We start from the raw sequence: 15,125 nt of genomic DNA on the forward strand, positions 1-15,125 counted from the left end.
CCGGATACCTCCCTCAGGCGGAAACCGCACCTGAGCCTGGACGACCAAGCGATGAGAAGAAACTGGTGGTGGAGGGTGGTCAACATTCATCCGTCGCCCAGTGGTCCACTTTCGGGCGACGTTGACATCTCCGCTGTAGGTGGACGGTTACCAGTTCTTACAGGGGGTAGTGGGCCGTCAAGGTAGAGCTTCGTAGTTGGCCGGTTTGGATGCCGTGGATGAATGCGGTGACTTCTTCGGTGGTGAAGGACAGGGTGGGGGAGTCGGCGGCGGTGGTGGTTATGCGCCTCTCGCCGTCGGGGTGAAGTCGGCCACCAGCGGGGCAGAGGTGGCGGGGCGGTATATCAGGCAACTGTTGGCGCCGGTGCTGAAGCTGGACTTGGTCCACCTACGGCTGGCCACGGTCGGTCTCCTCCAGGATGCCGGGGATGAGGTGGGGCTGCCAGCCCAGCTCTTGGCGAGCCATGAGGGCGGACCGGCTAATAGTGCCCGGAGCACCGCAATATTGAATGGCCAAGGTTACCGGGCCGGCCATAAGCGGGCGGAGCGCCTGGTACCGCTGCCGGGATCGCTGGCATCCGCCTGAGCAGAAGATCACGCACTGCTTTGTGGCCGAGTCCTCCACCGTGAGCTATTCGGGCGTTGCTGCGCCACTGACGTGTCTAAGAGTTCATCTCGGTTGCGCCGTTACATGTCGCGTTCGGTGTTTTTGATCGAGGCGATGAAGGTGGCCCAGGCAGGAGTCGGGAAGTCGAGATGGCCCGCGTGGGGGCGTGTTGAGTCGCGGATGGCGTGGTGGTCGGCGGCGTCGGCGACTTCGACGCAGTTGGGGCCGCCGCTGGGGCTGTAGGAGCTCTTGCGCCAGCGGTCGTGTTGGGTGGTGGCGCCTGGGGCGGGTGTGGTCTGGCTCATTTACAGTTCCTTCTCGATGGAGGCGATCAGGGTGATCGTGTCCTCCGTGCTGAGGCTGGCCTGGCGGAGCCGGTCATAGACCGAGACTAGTTGTTCGGCATCGTCGGTCTCCACATAGAGGGTGCCTGCCGGGCCTGCGGCGTGGGCGATGGTGGGGAAGGGGTCGCTCATTTTGATCAGGGCGAAGCCGCCGTCGGGGCTGCTGTGCTCGCCGGAGGCGAAGGGTAGGACGTGTAGGTCAATGTTGGGGCGTTGCGCCTGATCGAGGAGGTGATGGAGTTGGTCTTTCATCACCTGGCGTTGGCCGACCGGGCGGCGTAGTACGGCTTCGTCCATCAGGGCGGTGAGGTGGGCGGGTTCGTCGCGGGTGAGGATTTCTTGGCGGCGCAGGCGCATCTCGACCCAACGGTTGACCTGTTTGGTGGTGGCGGTGGGGCGAACCGCGCGCAGCCAGGCTTCGGCGTAGGCGGCGGTTTGCAGTAACCCGTGCACAGGGGTGACGTCGAAGGTCCACAGTCTTTCAGCGCGGTTTTCCAGCCAGACGTAGTCGATGATCCCGCCGGAGAGGTCGTGGCTGTACTTTTCCCACCAGCCGGTTTTGGCGACTTCGCCGGTGAGTTGGAGCAGGATGTCGCGCTGGGTTTTGTCTTCGACGCCGTAAAGGTCCATGAGGGCGTAGACATCGCCGCGTCGGATGGGGTGCACGCCTGATTCGAAGCGGCTCAGGGCGGGAGCGTCGCGTCCCAGGTACTCCGAGGCTTCCTTGAGCGTCATCGCGTTTTGCTCGCGTAGCTCTTTGAGGAGCTTGCCCAGCCACTGGGCGCGTAGGGTCACCTTGCGCTGCGCCACACCGAGTCCTCCCGTTAACGATCTACAAAATTGCAAAACAATATTGACGCTATGATGAGAGTGTGTCAATCTGAGCAGCACGTGAGCCCCAGCTCACGCGGAGTTCAAGGAACGGCGGCATGACGTGCCGCGAGAGATCGCCACCCGAGACGCGTGCAATGAGTTGGCGCTCGACCGCGTCCCGGGTGGCCGTTACCGAAGGAGTTTCCGATGCTCGGAAACCAAACCCCCGGTTCTTCCTGTATACCCCACTCGTCACCGGCCGGCACGGGCGATGTTCCCGCTGGCGTTTCCCCCTGGCCTGGCCCTGAGCATCTGTTCTGTCGGTTGGTTTTGGTGCAGCGGTGTCGGCCTGCCTGGTTGGCGCGCAAAGAGGCGCGGCTGCTGCTCCACGGCTTCGACATCGCTGAACAGACAGTGCAATCGGTCGAGGAAGCCGTCACGGAGTTGGCCAGCAACGCCCAACGCCACGCTCCGGCCCCTTGGCAGTTGCGGGTCTATGCCAGCTATGGCTGGCTGTGGTTCGCGCTCTTCGACGCCGGAGTGGCTTCGCTGGAACAGCTACGACGCCGGGTGCGGGCGGCGATGGGCCCACCCGACCCTCTCGCGATCGGCGGGCGGGGCTTGTTCCTCGTCCAGTCGGCCTTCAGCCTGATCGTGCGCCCAGCCGTCTCAGAGGTCGGTGGCAGTCCCGGCAAGGAGGTCATGGTCGGGCTTCCTCTGCCCACCGAGGCTTCCCCCTTACCGGCGGCGTGACCAAGGGCCACCCGATTGCTCTAGCGCCGTACTGACACGCTAAGTCCGCCGTGATGAGCGCGCTTGTACAGCGTGACGTCACGGTCGGGACCCTCCCGGCGGTCGAGGCCCCTGGTTTTGGGGCATGCAGGTTTCTCCTGCCGGGACATCTGTCGTTGTCCGCCCTCGACGATCCACAACTGCCAACACTGTTGTTGCTGTGCGCGTTCGCTGCGAGGCAGCGTGCCTAGCGCTGAGCCTCGCGGCGATCGCAGCGCGACGCCCCCTATGGCCCTGGCGAGCCATGCCCGCTCTCGGGCGCGGCGTTCTGGGCCGAACCGGGGGTTGGCCGCGGCGGCAGGCCCCGGAGCCCATCGCCTCTCGTGAGTGCTCCGGCCGACTCTGTCCTTCCCCAGTCGGCGCTGCCGCCGTGGCCCTTTCCCTCTCGTGCTGTTGCTGTTTCTAGGAGTCTTTTCGTGTCGTCCGTTGTTCGTTTCCGTCCCGCCCGTTCGACCGGTCCGTGGCTCACTGCCGCCGGTGGCGAGGGCCCCTACCTGCGCACACTTGAGGGGCGCCGGCTGGTGGATGCCACTGCCGGCGCCGACAGCGTTGCCGGCGACCGGGTGCTGCTGGGCTATGACTGGCAGCCGCAGATCAGTGCGGGTCGCTCTCCTCTCCTGCCGGCCCTGCCGCCACCGTGGACTCGTAGCCAGGAACACCACCTAACCGCCAACCTCAGTGCACTGCTGGGCTGGGACCATGTGGCGTTGGCTCCCAGCGGGGAAACCGCCGCCCAAGCCCTGGCCAGTATCGGCGAGGCTGGATGGGCCGATCTGTCCTGGCCACCCGGCGCGGCCCTGGCCCTCAACCTCACCGAACTGGCCGATCCCGCGGCCTCCTCCCACGCGGTTCCCGTCTCGGAGGCGCGCCCCCGGCTGGCCGGCGCCGAGCATCTGAGTGTGCTTGAGCGGGTCGAACGCGCGCTGCGCCGTGCCCGCCCCGACCCCGTCCGCGCGATCATCGTCCACGCCACCACCGCGCTCCCGGTGCCCACCGCGCCCCTGAAGCAGCTACGCCGCTTGTGCCAGGACCACGACGTGATCCTGGGGTGGGACGAGACCCGCCTCGGACTGGCCCGCAGCGGCACGCCCCTGCTGCTGTCGACCCTCACCGATCCGGAGGATCGGCCCGACATCGCCGCCGTCGGCGACAGCCTCACCGCCGGCTTCGGCCCACTGGGTGCCCTCCTCGTCGATACTCGCCTGTTGGAGCGAGCGCGTTTCGAAGCCCACGACACCGGCGACATCCACCCCTTGGCCGCCGCTGTCGCCGTCGAGGTGCTCCATGCGATCGCCGACCACGAGTTGGCCCCCAAAGCCATTGCTGATGGCGCTTACCTCCACCGCGGTCTCACCCAACGCCTCGCCCCGGGCGCTCACGTCCACAGCCAGGGGCTGGATGTGAGCATCCACCCACCCTCGCCGGGCGAGAGCCCGAGCGCGGGCCGGCGGCTGGCGAGCATCGCCGGCAACCACGGCCTGCGCGTCCGCGCCACCGACGATGGCACGGGCCTGCGGCTCACCCCGCCCCTGACCTGCCGGCGCCACCACCTCGACACGATCATCGACCTCGTCGCCGCCACCCTCACCCACCCCACCCACGCCTTCCAGTCCTCGCCTGGCCAGGAAGCCGAGCCGCCCGAGAGCGCCATCTGAACAACAGCAGCCACCACGTGACAGAAACCATCGTTGGGGCTCGCCTACGGTTGCAGCGCCCCATCCTCGAAACAGCCGCAGGCTTTTCATCAAGGAAGGCGTCCTATTTATAGAGCTTTCCCCTGCGGTAACTTCACGGTCACTTTCATAGCTGTCTGGTCTTACTTGTCGGTTAGTTCGTTGTTTTCGGCTGGTGCGTTTTTGGTGTTCCCTTGGCCGTAATGGCTGTGCGTACTAGCGTCGTTACTCCATACCGGACGTGAGGTTGAGTGCGCGTCGTGGGGATATAGATGGCTGTCGTGCATCGGGGCGCCGCAGCGATCTGTGGCGCTGTAGTGGCTATGGTGGCAGCGAGTTGTACGCCGACAGGGCCTGACCGTTCTGCCCCGTCGCCTCCTCCCTCTCCCTCTTTTCCAGAGCCTTCGTCGAGCGCTCCGCAGACGGCGGAGGAAGCCGCGCTGGCGGCCTATGAGGGCATGTGGGCAGTAGTGGTTGATGCATCCCATGATGGGGTGACCGAGCCGCCCGAGCTTGGTGACTATGCCCAGGGGCAGGCGCACGCCCTCATGGTGCAGGCGCTGGAAAGCGCGGCCGAGGAAGGCGTGACTTATTCCGGTGATCCGGTCTTGAACCCGGAAGTCATATCCCTGGCCCCCGAAGAGAACCCCACCACCGCGGACATCGAGGATTGCGCCGACGGCTCGGCCTGGATCCCTGCCGAGAACCGGACGGATTCGCAGATTAAGCCGCGTCGGATCGAGGCCACGGCTTCATATGACGGGCTGGTGTGGCGGGTCAGCGAGATGCGGATCTGGGAGCCCGGCTCATGCGACTGATCACGCACCGTGGAGGGATATCCGCAAGCTTGGTGGCGGCGTGTGTCCTCACGCCATTGGGGGTGGCGGCAGCGGATGCGCAGGACTTCTTCGGCCGGGCCGAGTGTGGTTCTTCGGGTGGACCCGGCTGTGAGGTGTCGGCGTATTCCGGGGACGAGGAGCCCGGTACGCCGGGGCGTTCGCGCGAAGAGGCTGGTGGGGACGTGGCGGATTCGCAAGACTCGGCGGCCGAGGACGACGATGCCGTTCTCACTGGCGAGTCGGAGTGTGAGGCCGACCCGTTGTGCTCGGTGATCGGTGGGGCCGCAGCCGAAGCCGAAACGGCGGAGGTGGCCGCGGTGGATCCGGCGGCGGTGGCCGACGATGCCCGTGACTCGTTGCGCCTTCCCCCACCCCGACTGGCGGCCTCGCCGCCCTTGGACCAGCCAGTGCTGGTGCGGGTGCCCATGTGGCTGTGGGTGGGCGAGGAGACCTGGCGGGCGCACTCGGCCCGAGCCGCCGTGCCGGGCGGAGCGGTCTCGGTCACCGCCACACCGGTGCGGGCGCACTGGGCGATGGGCGATGGCACCACGGTTGCCTGCGCGGGGCCGGGGGTGGCCTACAACCCGCAGGTCCATGATCCGGCGGCGGCCTCACCCGCCTGTGGCCACACCTACACCCGCGCCTCGGCCGGGCAGCCGCAGGGGACCTACGCGCTGGGAGTAGAGGTCACCTGGGCGGTTAGCTGGCAGTCCTCCGACGGCGGAGGCGGCACGCTCGACCCGCTGGTGACCGCGGCCGGCGCCGAGGTCGAAGTCGTCGAATCCCAGGCGCTGGTGGAGACGACGAGCTAGGTAATGACGTCCTGAACTGCATGGAGGGAGTTCAGGCCAGATGGCAGGAGTAACGGATAGAACAACCGCCCCCCGCCGGTCCGACAATGTGAGCAACGGCCAGGCGCCGGTGCGGCTGCTGGGGACCGGGATGCGCCGATGGCGTTGGCTGGCGGTTGGCGTCGGACTGATGGCGCTGGGGGCGATGGCGGTCGTGGTGGCTCTGGGGCAGGTGGATCAGCGCAGCGGGGTCGTCGCAGCGGCCCGCGACCTTCCGGCTGGCCATGTGGTGACCGCGGGGGATCTGCGCGTGGTCGATATCGCCGGGGGAGAAGAGTTGGCGGCGGTGCCCAGTGCGCGACTGGACCGGATGGTGGGCCAGACGGTGCTACGGCCCGTGGCACAGGGAGCGCTGCTCACGCAGGCAGCCGTGGGAACGGCGGCGGAGCATCCTGGAGAGGGGAAGGCTGTGGTCGGGGCCGCTTTGGCCACGAACCAGTTTCCCGCCTCGCTGCGGGCGGGTGCGCCGGTGTCGGTGGTGATCACCGGTGGCGCTGTGCAGGCTGGGCAGGCCACCCCCGCAGCGGGAGAGGCCGCGGCGCCAGCGGGTTCGCCGAAGGCGGTGGCCGGACGGGTTCAGTCGATCATCCCTCCAGGTGAGACGGGTAGCGGCAGTTCGCGGGTGGAGTTGGTCGTGGACGCCGGCGATGCGGCCATGGTGGCTCGGGCGGCGGCGGCCAAGAGCCTGAGCGTGGTCGAGGTGTCCCCGCGAGGAGAGCAGTGATGCGCACGGTCGCGCTGTTTTCGCTGTCTGGAGCGCCGGGAGTGACCACGCTGGGGTTGGCGCTGGCCGCGATGTGGCCACGCGAGGTGCCTACGGTGCTGGTGGAGGCTGATGCCAGCGGTGGGGATGTGGCCGCGTGGCGGCGTATGCCGATTGCGCCCGGGCTGGTGGAGCTGGCCGCAGCGGCGCGCCCCGAGGGGCTCCACAGCCAGCCGCCGGATCTGTTTCGCCACACTCAGGTATTGGCCGGTGGCCAACGGGTGTGCGTGGCGCCGGTCACCGCCGGCCGTGCGAACGGGGTGGTGAGCATGGTGGCCCAGCATCCCGGCGTGCTGGCCCCGGCCGTGGACTCCCTGGTGGTGCTGGATTTGGGCCGGTTGATGCCGCGTTCGGCGGCGGCCTACCTGGCTGCCGCCGCGGACGTGGCCCTGTTGGTCACCACCGACGAGCAGGCCCAACTCAAGCGAGCAAACGAAGTTGCCCAGGTGCTGGGCGCCAAGATGGCTCGGCTGGGGCTGGTGGTCATCGGAGACCGCGAAAGTGGTGGCGAGATCGCGCGGGCGATGACGAGGCCGGTGTGGGCCCGCATCGGTTATGACCGGCGGGGCGCGGAGTTCATGCGCGGTCACCAGCGCCTGCGCCGTCCCCATCGTCGTCCGCTGTTGGCGGGAGCGCAGCGGCTGGCTGATGCCCTGCTTGCCCAGGACACCCAGCAACCGGTCCGCAATATGGGGGGAGAGGCATGATCCAAGCCGAGACCTTCGCGGTCACCGAGCCCACCACGGGTGTCGATCCTGAGTATGCGGCGGCGATCACCCAATGGACCCGGTATGTGGCCGGTGAGGTGAGGAGCCGCCTCAGCGCGCAGGTGGACTCCTCGGGCGCATCACTGGCCGGCCGAGACTACCGTGAGCAGGCCGAACGGGCGATTCGCCAGGTGTTGGACGAGGCCGCCCAGCACGCTTTGGCCCACGGCCGGGCGGTGCTGGATGGCCCCAGCGAGCAGGTGGTCACACGCCGGGTGCTGGCCCAGGTGTGTGGACTGGGGCCGCTCCAGGAACTCCTCGACGAGCCCGAGATCGAGAACATCAACCTCACCGGCACCCAGGTGTGGGTGCGCTACGCCGACGGGCGCCGCGAACAACGTTCTCCCATCGTGTCCAGCGGTCAGGAGTTGGTGGCGCTGGTGCGCCGCATCGCCGCCGAGTCTCCGGCGGGGGAGCGGCGTTTCGACCCGGCCGCGCCGATCCTGGATATGCCGTTGGCCGATGGTTCCCGGTTGAACGCGGTGATGGAGGTCGCCCACGCTCCGGCGGTCTCGATCCGGCGCCACCGTCACCGCACCACTACCTTGGCCGAACTGGCCGAGGCCGCCACTGTGGACGACACCCTCGTGGGGCTGCTGCGGGCGGCGGTGCGGGCCCGGCGCAACATCGTCATCACCGGCGGCACCGGGGCGGGCAAGACCACACTGCTACGCGCACTGGCCACAGAGATCCCCGCCTCGGAGCGCATCGTCACCGTGGAGGACGTCGCCGAGCTCGCCTTAGAACGCGACCGCAGCGCCCACCCCGACTGTGTGGCGCTGCACGCGCGCCCGGCCAACGTCGAGGGCGCCGGCGAGATCACGGTTGCCGACCTGGTGCGTGCCGCGCTGCGGATGTCGCCGGACCGGGTGATCGTGGGCGAGACCCGCGGCAGCGAGACCGTGCCGCTGCTCAACGCGATGTCACAGGGCAACGACGGCTCGCTGACGACCCTGCACGCGGCCTCCTCGGAAGGCGCCTTCACCAAGATCGGTGCCTACGCCACCCAAAGCAGCGAACGCCTCCCGCTGGAGGCCAGCGCGCTACTGACCGCGGCGGCGGTGCACCTGGTCGTGCACCTTTCCGCCACCCCACAGGGGGAGCGGATGGTCACCAGCGTGCGCGAGGTGGTCGGGGCCGAAGGCCAGCGGGTGACCTCCAACGAGATCTACTGCCGCGACCACGACGGGACGGTGCGAACAGCCGCACCGCCGAGCCCCGACATGCTCGACGCGCTCGTCCACGGCGGGCTCGACCCGGCCCGGCTGCTGCAGGCCGGCGAGGGGAGCGCACCGTGATCCCCAGCGTGATGGCCATCGGCGGTGGCATGCTGGCCGGGGCGGGAGTGTGGCTGGTGGCCCTGACCGTAACTGGTCCGGCTGGCCCGCCCTTGCGGCTGCGGCGGTTGGCCCTCCACCGCCACCACGTGCTGCGCGCCGGTGCCGCGACCCTGGGCGGTGTGCTGGCCTGGCTGGCCACGGGCTGGCCGGTGGCCGGTGTGCTCGCCGCGGCCGGTCTGGCGTGGCTGCCTCAGGTGTTGGGGCCAGATCGCGGCCATGAGCGTCGGGTGGCTCGGATCGAAGCGGTGGCCTCTTGGAGCGAGCAGATCCGCGATTTGACGGCCGGCGCCTCCGGGCTGCAGCACGCCATCACCGCCACCGCCCCCATCGCGCCCGCTCCGATCCAACCCGAGGTCGCCCGGCTGACCGAGGAGCTGCGCACCGCGCGTCCTCCGCAGGAGGCCCTCGCAGACTTCGCCACGGTCGTGGACGTTCCCACCGCCGACCTGGTGGCCGCCGCGCTGTCCAGCGCCGCCGGTCGCCACGCCGCCGATCTGGGCACGCTGTTGTCCAGCCTGGCCGAAACCACTCGGGAGCAGGCGGCGATGCTGGTGCGTATCGCCGCCAGCCGGGCCCGCATCCGCACCGCGATGCGCATCATCGTCGCCGTCACCATCGGCTTGGCCGCGCTGCTGTTGCTGGTCAACCCCAGCTACCTGGACCCCTACGACGGGCCGGTGGGCCAGACCGTCCTCGCCGGTATCGGCGCGCTGTGGGCCGCGGCGCTGGCGTGGCTGGCGCGGCTGGCCCGCACCGACGTCGGCCCCCGTGTCCTGTCCGCCACCCACCACGAGCAGAAAGGAGTGCCGCAGTGAGTCCGCCGGTGCTGGGCGCGCTCGGCGGGGCGCTGTTCGCCGCGGGGATCTGGGCGATGCTCGCCCTGCGCTGGGCCCGGCCCAGCCTGGCCGAACGCCTCACCGACCCCGCCCCTTCCGCCACGGACACGGCAGCGGTGGCCTCACGCGGGTGGGCGGCCCGCCTCGGCCGCCTCGGCGTGCCCGTGCTGGCCGCCCTCGGCCTGCCCACCGACCGGACCCGGACACGGTTGGCCGCCTGCGACCGCGACACGACCGACTACCTGGCCGAGAAAACCACCGCCGCCCTCCTGGGACTGGCCGCTCCACCCCTGCTGGTCACAGCGCTGGCCGTGGCCGGAGCCGCCCCTGCGCCTGTATGGGCGATGGTGATGTGGGGCCTGTTCGCCGTGGTGGCATGGCTGGCCCCCGACCTCGCGCTGCGCGACCGGGCGGCCAAACGCCGCGCGGCCCTGCGCCACACGCTGGCCGCCTTCGCCGACCTCGTCGTCATCGCCCTGGCCGGCGGCGCCGGCGTCAACGGGGCACTGGAAGAAGCCGCCCAGGCCAGCCCCACTTGGGCGATGCGCCGCATCCGCACTGCCCTGCACGCAGCGGCGCTACGCCGCCAACCTCCCTGGACCGCGCTGCGCGAGCTGGCCGGCCGCTACGAGGTCCCCGAATTCGCCGAGCTGGCCGCCAGCCTGCAACTGGCCGGCGCCGACGGCGCCCGGGTGCGCGCCTCCCTCGCGGCCAAAGCCAAGACCCTGCGCACCCAGCACCTGGCCCAGCTCGACGCCCACGCCCAATCAGCCACAGAACGCATGAGCCTGCCCGTGGTCGTGCTCTTCGCCGGCTTCCTGGTCCTGATTGGCTACCCCGCCCTCAGCCTCGTCCTGACCAGCCTCTAGCCCCACGCACTGAAGGGAGACGCCTGTTCATGCTGGACCGTCTCGCCGCGTTCCTCGCCGCCCGCCGCCCCCGCGGCGACGGCGGCTACTCCACCGAAGCCGTTATCGTCATCGCCCTGCTGGCCATCCTCGCCATCGGCGCCCTTTCCGTGATCTCCGAGGCCGTCATGGACAAAGCCGAATCCATCACTCTGGAGTAGAGGACCCGGCCATGGCCCACCCACCCCGTAGCGGCGACGACCGCGGCAGCACCGAGGTGGCCATCGCCACGCCGCTGATGCTGCTGCTCATCATGCTGGTAGTCCAGGTAGCGGTATGGGCCCACGCCGGCCACGCCGCCGAAACCATCGCCCGCCACACCCTGGCCGCCACCCGCACCGCCGAGGCCACCCAGGCCGGCGGCAGCGCCGCAGCCGAGCAGGCCACCGCCCAGCTCGCTGGTGACCTGCTCACCGACATCGACGTCACCGTGCGGCGCGGCGCCACCACCGCCGAAGTGACAGTCGAGGCCCACGTGCCCACCCTGCTGCCGGGAATGACCTGGCCCGTGCGCCAGCAGCTCTCCGCTCCCGTGGAACGCTACGTCCCCGCAACCGTCCCATGATGCGCCACACCCAGATCCGACGTGACACGGGTGGGGCGGCAGTGGAACTCGCGCTGCTCACTCCCGCCCTCGTCCTGTTCGCCCTACTGGTGGTGCTGGCTTACCGCACTGTCTCGGCCGAGTTCACCGCCGACACCGTCGCCCACGCCGCCGCCCGTGCTGCCACCCTGCAACGCAGCGTCGCAGCCGCCGAGATCGCCTCCCGCGAAGCGGCGGCGAACGCACTGCGTACGCACGAACTGAGCTGCGCCGGCCACACCCTCACCCTCGACACCGCCGGCCTGGTACCGGGATCGACGGTGACCGCCACCTTCACCTGCCACGCCGACTTGGCCGACCTCTCCGGATTGGGCCTGCCCGGCACCTACACCGCCACCGGTACCGCCAGCGCGGTCGTCGACACCTACCGGAGCGCCCCATGACCCGCACCCGCCACGACGACTCCGGACAGGTCACTGCCTTCGTCGTCATCCTCACCGCCGCGCTGCTGCTGTTGTTCGCCCTCGTCTTCGAAGGCGGGACCGCACTGGCCACCCGCAGCCGTGCCCTGTCACTGGCCCAGGAGGCCGCCCGCGCCGGCGCCCAGGAGATCGACCTGGCCGCCTACCGCGCTGGCGATTCAGTCCGCCTCACCCCGCGCCCCGCCCGACACGCCGCACGCACGTTCCTCACCCAAGCCGGAGCTGAGGGAACCGTCCAGGTCAACGGTGACACGGTCACCGTCACCGCACGCCTGGACCACACCTTCACGCTGCTGCCGCTGGGCACCCGCTCCCTGCAGGCCACCGCCACCGCCCGCCCTCACACCACGCCCTGAAGCCCCTTCGGTCTGGAGACGAGGCCGCCGTGTTCCGCGGAATCCACCGACTCAGCGCCCTACTGGTCACCGTCGCTTTGCTGGCCGGCCTGCCCTACGCGGCCACGGCCGTGCTGGACTGGCCCGCACTCGACTGGTCCTACGCCGGCGTGCTGGCCTACCTACGCGGCGGCTCTCTCCCACCCGGTCTGGCCACCGCAGTACTCATCGCCGCCCTATGGGCCGCGTGGGGCCTGTACCTGCTCACCCTCCTGGCCGAGATCCTCGCCCGCTTGCGCGGCCGACCGATCCGCCTGCGCCTGCGCCTGCTCGGTCCCCTCCAGGTGCTGGCCGCCACCACGATCGGCGCCACCCTCACCACTCCGGCCGCCCACGCCACCATCCCGCCCGCAGCCACCCCAACTTCCGCCGAACAGCCCCCGTCTCCTCCGCGTGCTGTATCAACTGAGGGCTCTTCCGCCGTCGGCGAGGAGCTTCCCGACAGCACGGTGCACGGGGGACAGGTGGTGCAACGCAGCCGCACCATCGACCACTTCGGCTACGACTCCGCGGAGTTGACGCCTGCGATGCGCCAGGAGCTGCGGCCCACTGTGGAGATGATCCGTGACCACGGCGCCACAGACATCGCGATCACGGTGACCGGCCACACCGACACCGCGGGCGACGCCGACTACAACCGCACGCTGTCCCGGCGCCGCGCTGTGGCCACCGCCACCTACCTCAGCGAGCAGCTCACAGACAGGGCACCCCCGATCGAGACGCGTGCGATGGGCGAGGAACACCCCATCGCCGGAGCCGAAGACGCCGGCCAGCGCCGGGTCGAGATCACCTACACCGTCACCACCGCCCCCACCTCGCAGCCCGCCACACCGGACGAAGAGCCACCCTCGCCCAGTGCAGAACCCGCACCCACCGCGGCCGGTGCGAACGAGCAGCCGGCTGTGGCGCTGGTACTGCCCTCCGGCGTCATGCTCACCCTCGCAACGGGAGTAGGCGCTGCGGTCGGTGCGGCCAGCGGTGCCACGGTTGCCTCCCGGCGCTACGCATACAAGAAAGATCGCCAAGCCCCACCCTGGCCAGGCGAGGATGGCCAACGGCAACCGCCCCCTGTCCCGGCGAGCGCGGCAGCGCTGTCAACCGACGACGCTGAGGAAGAGGCGCCCACCCCCGACGCTGTCGCTGACCCTGACAGCGTCGGCGAGCAGATCCTGGTCGAGCTGTCCCGCACCCCTGGCGTCGGCGTGACCGGCCCCGGCGCGACCGGCGCCGCACGCGCTGTGCTGGCCACCGCCCTCCGCCCCCACGCGGCTCCGCAGTCACCACGGATCGTGCTCTGCGCCCCGGACGCCGCGCTCGTCCTGGGCCAGGAGACCAGCACGGCGCTGCAGGCACGACACGCACCCCGAGTCGAGGTGGTTTCCTCGCCGACGGTGGCGCTGACCACGCTGCACGCGGAGTCGGTCGAACGCCAGCACCGGCTCCATGAAGCCGGCGTCGACACCATCGCCGACCTGCGATCCACCTCCCCGGCCGCTTCCACCACGCCTCCGCTGGTGCTGATCACCACCGCGCACCAGGAGCACGAGGCAGATCTCGCCGCACTGCTGCACGCAACGGCCGAGCTGGACATCACCGCACTCGTGCTGGGCGACTGGCCGGCAGGCAACACATTGACCATCTCCGAAAACGGCGTGATCACCGAGACCAGTTCGTCCCTGGCACACGTCCACGGCCTCCGCTGGCCTACCGTCACTCCTGACACCATCGCCGCCCTGCTGGACGAACAGCCTCCAGCGACCTCCCCAACGCCTGAGGTCACCCAGGACGCCTCCGGGCCGCCACCGGCCGCCGCCTCCGAGCCCGACGTTTCGCAGCCTGCGGGGGAAGCCCTGTACGTCGAGGCACAAGCAGCGGCGGAGGCTGAGAACGCTTCAGTCCCCAGCAGCGGTGAGGGCTCGCCAGCAGAGGCCGACACACTCGACGAAGCACCGCGCTCGCGAGACGTGCGGCTGCACCTGTTGGGCCGGATTCGCATCACCGTGGCGGGCGAGCCGGTGGAACTACGGCGCCACAGCGCTTACGAGGTGGCCGCCTATCTCGCCGTCCATCCCGGCGGGGTGCGACGTGACGCCGCAATCGAGGACATGTGGCCCCAGGACGAGCCTCGACGCGCCACTCGCCGCTTCCACGACGCCGTCAGCACACTGCGCCGTCTCCTGCGCCCCGTGCAGGGACAGGACCCACCACCCCTGGTCATCCGTGACGGCGACCGCTACCAACTCGCCGCCGAGACGGTCGCGGTCGATCTGTGGGAGTTCACCGCAGCCCTGGAAGCCTCGGAGCAGGCCGCCCCAGGGGAGCAGCGCCACGAACAGCTCCGGCATGTGCTCGCGCTCTACGCCGGCGACGTGGCCGCTGAGGCTGACTACCTCTGGCTCGAACCCCTCCGCGTCGAGATCCGGACGCGCCTCCTGCGTGTCCTCGGCGATCATGCCGCCCAACTCGCCGAGAACGCCCCGGCTGAGGCCGTGACCATGCTGGAGCGTGCCATCGCCCTGGATCCCACCCTCGAAGACCACCACGAGGCGCTGATCCGACTCCACCTGGCCCAGGACAACACCCAAGCGGCGCGACGCGGCTACGAACGCTACGCCCAGGAAATGCGACGGATCAGCACCACTCCCAACCCTCGGCTGCGCGAACTACTAGAAGAAACTCCACAGAAAAATTGAGGGAGCGAACGCGCGGCCTCTACTGTGGATAGGTTCCTGGGGGTTGTCCTCTGTCGTGGCGAGTGTGGCGAAAAATTATTTTCTTCAGAGGGGTAGTGGCGGTTCTGGTGCTAATTCTTTCTGTTGTCTGGGTCTTTGTTTTCGGGGTGTGGGATTGTTCTTTTTGGTGATTTTTGGGCCGTGTTAGAGGCATCTGTGATTCAACTTCCGCTAGTTGATCTTGATTGGTAAACGGATCATCGATCCGGGGCGACGCTTCCTTCCGGCTTGCCGCCGGGGGCGCCGTAGGCCCCGCCGTTTCCCTCGCCATCCTGGTCGGTGGGAGTATGCGAATGAAAAACCCCAGGGCAAACCCTACGCAGCCTTCGCTGGCGCATCACCGGACCGGTGTCGCAGGCACCCGAAAAAAATTGGTGTCGGCAGCGAGCGGCGATTTTATTCGGATGTTGCTAGGATCGTTTTTGGGGGCTGTTCGGTG

The 15,125-nt window shown here is 69.3% G+C and carries 17 protein-coding genes; 14 read left to right on the top strand and 3 right to left on the bottom strand.

Going from position 1 to position 15,125, the window contains the following annotated elements; all coding sequences use genetic code 11:
• Positions 1-157: 157 nt before the first annotated feature.
• From ABD848_RS12345 to ABD848_RS12355, 3 genes are all read right to left on the bottom strand, one after another.
• On the bottom strand, positions 158-388 hold the full coding sequence (locus ABD848_RS12345) for a hypothetical protein (protein WP_344971179.1): 231 nt from the start codon (positions 386-388) through the stop codon (positions 158-160).
• A gap of 299 nt (positions 389-687) precedes the next feature.
• On the bottom strand, positions 688-912 hold the full coding sequence (locus ABD848_RS12350; RefSeq protein ID WP_344971182.1) for a DUF397 domain-containing protein: 225 nt from the start codon (positions 910-912) through the stop codon (positions 688-690).
• On the bottom strand, positions 913-1,761 hold the full coding sequence (locus ABD848_RS12355; protein ID WP_344971184.1) for a helix-turn-helix domain-containing protein: 849 nt from the start codon (positions 1,759-1,761) through the stop codon (positions 913-915).
• A 360-nt stretch (positions 1,762-2,121) separates the two neighbouring features.
• Here ABD848_RS12355 and ABD848_RS12360 point away from each other — a divergent pair, with 360 nt between their 5' ends.
• The 14 genes from ABD848_RS12360 to ABD848_RS12425 all read left to right on the top strand — a co-directional run bounded on the left by ABD848_RS12360 (position 2,122) and on the right by ABD848_RS12425 (position 14,647).
• Positions 2,122-2,517, top strand: a complete 396-nt coding sequence (locus ABD848_RS12360; RefSeq protein WP_344971186.1) for an ATP-binding protein — start codon at positions 2,122-2,124, stop codon at positions 2,515-2,517.
• A gap of 455 nt (positions 2,518-2,972) precedes the next feature.
• Entirely contained in the window at positions 2,973-4,211 is a 1,239-nt protein-coding gene (locus ABD848_RS12365; RefSeq protein ID WP_344971188.1) for an aminotransferase class III-fold pyridoxal phosphate-dependent enzyme, read from the top strand.
• A 512-nt stretch (positions 4,212-4,723) separates the two neighbouring features.
• Positions 4,724-5,047, top strand: coding sequence for a hypothetical protein (locus ABD848_RS12370; RefSeq protein WP_344971190.1), 324 nt, complete (start codon positions 4,724-4,726; stop codon positions 5,045-5,047).
• Positions 5,048-5,250: 203 nt separating this feature from the next.
• On the top strand, positions 5,251-5,880 hold the full coding sequence (locus ABD848_RS12375) for a hypothetical protein (RefSeq protein ID WP_344971192.1): 630 nt from the start codon (positions 5,251-5,253) through the stop codon (positions 5,878-5,880).
• Positions 5,881-5,920: 40 nt separating this feature from the next.
• Positions 5,921-6,643: an SAF domain-containing protein gene (locus tag ABD848_RS12380; RefSeq protein WP_344971194.1), complete on the top strand. Its 723-nt coding sequence runs from the start codon at positions 5,921-5,923 to the stop codon at positions 6,641-6,643.
• On the top strand, positions 6,643-7,389 hold the full coding sequence (locus tag ABD848_RS12385; protein WP_344971196.1) for a hypothetical protein: 747 nt from the start codon (positions 6,643-6,645) through the stop codon (positions 7,387-7,389). Before ABD848_RS12380 ends, ABD848_RS12385 begins: the two co-directional genes overlap by 1 nt.
• Positions 7,386-8,747: a CpaF family protein gene (locus ABD848_RS12390; RefSeq protein ID WP_344971198.1), complete on the top strand. Its 1,362-nt coding sequence runs from the start codon at positions 7,386-7,388 to the stop codon at positions 8,745-8,747. The genes ABD848_RS12385 and ABD848_RS12390 overlap by 4 nt, the downstream gene beginning before the upstream one ends.
• Entirely contained in the window at positions 8,744-9,604 is an 861-nt protein-coding gene (locus ABD848_RS12395) for a type II secretion system F family protein (protein ID WP_344971199.1), read from the top strand. Before ABD848_RS12390 ends, ABD848_RS12395 begins: the two co-directional genes overlap by 4 nt.
• On the top strand, positions 9,601-10,494 hold the full coding sequence (locus ABD848_RS12400) for a type II secretion system F family protein (protein WP_344971201.1): 894 nt from the start codon (positions 9,601-9,603) through the stop codon (positions 10,492-10,494). Before ABD848_RS12395 ends, ABD848_RS12400 begins: the two co-directional genes overlap by 4 nt.
• Positions 10,495-10,523: 29 nt before the next feature.
• Positions 10,524-10,694, top strand: a complete 171-nt coding sequence (locus tag ABD848_RS12405; protein ID WP_344971202.1) for a hypothetical protein — start codon at positions 10,524-10,526, stop codon at positions 10,692-10,694.
• Between the two features lie 11 nt (positions 10,695-10,705).
• On the top strand, positions 10,706-11,098 hold the full coding sequence (locus ABD848_RS12410; RefSeq protein WP_344971204.1) for a TadE/TadG family type IV pilus assembly protein: 393 nt from the start codon (positions 10,706-10,708) through the stop codon (positions 11,096-11,098).
• Positions 11,098-11,520, top strand: coding sequence for a TadE/TadG family type IV pilus assembly protein (locus tag ABD848_RS12415; RefSeq protein ID WP_344971206.1), 423 nt, complete (start codon positions 11,098-11,100; stop codon positions 11,518-11,520). The genes ABD848_RS12410 and ABD848_RS12415 overlap by 1 nt, the downstream gene beginning before the upstream one ends.
• On the top strand, positions 11,517-11,915 hold the full coding sequence (locus ABD848_RS12420; RefSeq protein WP_344971208.1) for a pilus assembly protein TadG-related protein: 399 nt from the start codon (positions 11,517-11,519) through the stop codon (positions 11,913-11,915). Before ABD848_RS12415 ends, ABD848_RS12420 begins: the two co-directional genes overlap by 4 nt.
• Positions 11,916-11,944: 29 nt before the next feature.
• Complete coding sequence (locus tag ABD848_RS12425; RefSeq protein ID WP_344971210.1) at positions 11,945-14,647, top strand: OmpA family protein; 2,703 nt, start codon at positions 11,945-11,947, stop codon at positions 14,645-14,647.
• Positions 14,648-15,125 lie beyond the last annotated feature (478 nt).

It is taken from the genome of Salinactinospora qingdaonensis (assembly GCF_039539445.1).
Taxonomy (GTDB): domain Bacteria; phylum Actinomycetota; class Actinomycetes; order Streptosporangiales; family Streptosporangiaceae; genus Salinactinospora; species Salinactinospora qingdaonensis.

What these genes read in the sequence shown, in the direction of transcription:
- ABD848_RS12350 (WP_344971182.1), bottom strand. Translation starts at nt 912, where the DNA reads ATGAGCCAGACCACACCCGCCCCAGGCGCCACCACCCAACACGACCGC.
- ABD848_RS12380 (WP_344971194.1), top strand. Translation starts at nt 5,921, where the DNA reads ATGGCAGGAGTAACGGATAGAACAACCGCCCCCCGCCGGTCCGACAAT.
- ABD848_RS12385 (WP_344971196.1), top strand. Translation starts at nt 6,643, where the DNA reads ATGCGCACGGTCGCGCTGTTTTCGCTGTCTGGAGCGCCGGGAGTGACC.
- ABD848_RS12390 (WP_344971198.1), top strand. Translation starts at nt 7,386, where the DNA reads ATGATCCAAGCCGAGACCTTCGCGGTCACCGAGCCCACCACGGGTGTC.
- ABD848_RS12405 (WP_344971202.1), top strand. Translation starts at nt 10,524, where the DNA reads ATGCTGGACCGTCTCGCCGCGTTCCTCGCCGCCCGCCGCCCCCGCGGC.
- ABD848_RS12410 (WP_344971204.1), top strand. Translation starts at nt 10,706, where the DNA reads ATGGCCCACCCACCCCGTAGCGGCGACGACCGCGGCAGCACCGAGGTG.
- ABD848_RS12415 (WP_344971206.1), top strand. Translation starts at nt 11,098, where the DNA reads ATGCGCCACACCCAGATCCGACGTGACACGGGTGGGGCGGCAGTGGAA.
- ABD848_RS12420 (WP_344971208.1), top strand. Translation starts at nt 11,517, where the DNA reads ATGACCCGCACCCGCCACGACGACTCCGGACAGGTCACTGCCTTCGTC.